Here is a 2,898-nt window from a genome sequence, read left to right as displayed (position 1 = left end):
CTGAGCCAGGATCAAACTCTCCGTGAATGCTTGCCGGTGATCCGGCGTACACCACGAGAGCGGAACAGTCGGAGGAATGATCCGACTGTTCACAGCGTCCTCGCTGTGTTTTTCAAAGGAACCTCGTCCCAGCCTGATGGCCGGAGACGGGGTATCAACATATCTGGCGTTGACTTTTGGCACGCTGTTGAGTTCTCAAGGAACGGACGCTTCCTTTGTACTCACCCTCTCGGGCTTTCCTCCGGGCGCTTCCCTTCGGTCTTGCGTTTCCGACTCTATCAGATCCTTTTCCGATCCGATTTCCTCGGTGCTTTCCAGGTTCCCGCTTTCGCGTTTCCCTTTCCGGCGGTTCCGACTCTATCAGATCCTTTCGGGCCCTGATTCCCCGTCAGAGGGGGTTGTCTTCCCGGCTGTTGGGCCGTTCCGACGAGGTGAGACTCTAGCGGATTCCCGGCTCCCGAGCTAATCGGGGGCCGCGTCCTTTCGAACGTGGATTCCTCATTCCGCAAATACACGCGCCAATGACACGACGACGCCGAACAGTACGACTGCTCGTCGTGAAGTGGTTGGTACCTGCGGAATCGCTGTCCGGGGACCGACCGGAGTCGGCGCTCACGTCGGACAACTCGGAGAACACTACGAGTGTGAACGGGGCGTGTCAACTCCGGGGCGGCCCGACCGCTGGAGGCGTACTGTGGGACGCGTGATGACGCGTACGTGTACCCAGCTCTGGTGGGCCGCCTGACGGCGGCCGTACTCACGTATGCGTTCAACGGCCGCCGCTTCGGCGGCCGTTCTCGTATCTCCCTCCAGTAGGGCGGCCGGCGGGTGGCGGCGGCCCTGACCAGGAGGTGGAGAGATGACACGGGTCTTCAGTGGGGTCAAGCCGACCGGGCACCTGACGCTGGGGAACTATCTGGGCGCCATGCGGCAGTGGGCCGCGGAGGACCAGCACCGGTCGGACGCGCTGTTCTGCGTCGTCGACCTGCACGCGCTGACCGTGGACCACGATCCGGCGCGGGTGCGCAGGCTGAGCCGGCAGGCGGCGTCGCTGTTGCTGGCGGCAGGGCTGGATCCTCAGCTGTGCACCGTGTTCGTGCAGAGTCACGTGGACGAGCACGCCCGGCTCTCCTACGTACTGGAGTGCGTCGCCACCGACGGGGAGATGCGGCGGATGATCCAGTACAAGGAGAAGGCCGCGCGGGAGCGGGGGCGGGGTGGGAGCGTACGGCTGTCGCTGCTGACGTATCCCGTGCTGATGGCGGCGGACATCCTGGCGTACGGGGCAAAGGACGTGCCGGTCGGGAACGACCAGACCCAGCACGTGGAGCTGGCGCGGGATCTCGCGGTGCGGTTCAACCAGCGGTACGGGCACACGTTCGTCGTACCGCGGGCCACGAATCCCGCGGTGGCGGCGCGAGTGATGAACCTGCAGGACCCGGCGTCGAAGATGGGGAAGAGCGACGACGTCGGGCCGGGCATCGTCTATCTGCTGGACGAGCCGGACGTCGTGCGGAAGAAGGTCATGCGGGCCGTGACCGACAGCGGGCGCGAGGTCGTGTACGACCGGGAGGCGCGTCCCGGGCTCGCGAACCTGCTGGAGATCCTCGCCGCCTGCACGGGGGCGGGGCCGGCGGAGCTGGCGGGCGGGTACGACTCGTACGGCGCGTTGAAGAAGGACACCGCCGAGGCCGTCGTCGAGGTGTTGCGGCCCCTGCAGGAACGGCACAAGGAGCTGTGCGCGGATCCCGGGTACGTGGAGGACGTGCTCCGGGAGGGCGCGGAGAAGGCGCGGGCGATGGCCCGGCCGACCGTGGATGCCGCTTACCGGGCGATCGGGCTGCTGCCGCCCGTGAACGCGGCCCGGTAGGCGCGGGGGCTGGCGGCGAGGCGCGATGCGAAGTGCCGACGCATCGCGCCCTCGCCGCCGAACCCGGCCCGGCGGGCGACCTCGGGCATGGGCAGGTCGGTGCGTTCCAGGAGCTTCTGGGCGGCGGCGATGCGCTGGTCGCTGCACGGGGGCGGGTTCGGGGAGGTGGTGATGACGCAGGATGTCGTGACCGCGGCGAAGTGAGCCCTGGGGTGGGGTGGTGCGGGTCAGTCCTTGGTGCCCGAGGCGAGTTCGCGGCTGCGGTCTCGGGCGGCTTCCAGGGCGGCGATGAGGGCGGCGCGGACGCCGTGGTTCTCGAGTTCGCGGATGGCGTTGATGGTGGTGCCGGCGGGGGATGTCACGTTCTCGCGGAGCTTGACGGGGTGTTCTCCGCTGTCGCGGAGCATCGTCGCGGCGCCGATCGCGGACTGGACGATCAGGTCGTGGGCCTTGTCGCGAGGCAGGCCGAGGAGGATGCCGGCGTCGGTCATGGCTTCGACCAGGTAGAAGAAGTACGCCGGGCCGGAGCCGGAGAGGGCGGTGCAGGCGTCCTGCTGGGACTCGGGGACGCGGAGCGTCTTGCCGACGGCGCCGAAGATCTCCTCGGCGTGGGCGAGGTGGTCGGCGGTGGCGTGGGTGCCGGCGGAGATGACGGACATCGCCTCGTCGACGAGGGCGGGGGTGTTCGTCATGACCCGGACCACCGGAGTCCCGGTGGCGAGGCGGTCCTCGAAGAAGGAGGTCGGGATGCCCGCGGCGCCGCTGATGACCAGGCGGTCGGCGGGGACGTGCGGGGCGAGTTCGTCGAGGAGCGTGCCCATGTCCTGCGGCTTGACCGTGAGGATCAGGGTGTCCGCGGTCTTGGCGGCCTCGGCGTTGGTGACCGGGGTGACGCCGTGGCGGGTGCGGAGTTCGTCGGCCCGTTCCTGGCGGCGGGCGGTGACCAGGAGGTCGGCGGGGTCCCAGCCTGCTCCGATCATCCCGCTGAGCAGGGCTTCGCCGATCTTTCCGGTGCCGAGGACTGCGAC

General features: G+C 68.5%; 2 protein-coding genes and 1 pseudogene. 1 reads left to right on the top strand and 2 read right to left on the bottom strand.

Annotated features, from left to right (window positions below):
* The first annotated feature begins 859 nt into the window (after positions 1–859).
* Positions 860–1,870, top strand: coding sequence for a tryptophan--tRNA ligase (gene trpS / locus KUM32_RS33020; protein WP_217145618.1), 1,011 nt, complete (start codon positions 860–862; stop codon positions 1,868–1,870).
* On the opposite strand, the pseudogene KUM32_RS33015 reads toward trpS, so the two are convergent.
* Together KUM32_RS33015 and proC are read right to left on the bottom strand one after the other, a co-directional pair.
* Positions 1,825–2,010 (bottom strand): annotated as a pseudogene (locus tag KUM32_RS33015) (helix-turn-helix domain-containing protein); the annotation flags it as partial. The gene trpS and the pseudogene KUM32_RS33015 sit on opposite strands and share 46 nt — an antisense overlap.
* A gap of 87 nt (positions 2,011–2,097) precedes the next feature.
* Positions 2,098–2,898, bottom strand: an 801-nt coding sequence (gene proC, locus KUM32_RS33010) for a pyrroline-5-carboxylate reductase (protein WP_217145617.1), incomplete at its 5' end; no start/stop codon positions are given.

It is taken from the genome of Streptomyces sp. AC627_RSS907, assembly GCF_019049165.1.
This window is presented reverse-complemented; position numbering and strand designations above follow the sequence as displayed.

What these genes read in the sequence shown, in the direction of transcription:
- trpS (WP_217145618.1), top strand. Translation starts at nt 860, where the DNA reads ATGACACGGGTCTTCAGTGGGGTCAAGCCGACCGGGCACCTGACGCTG.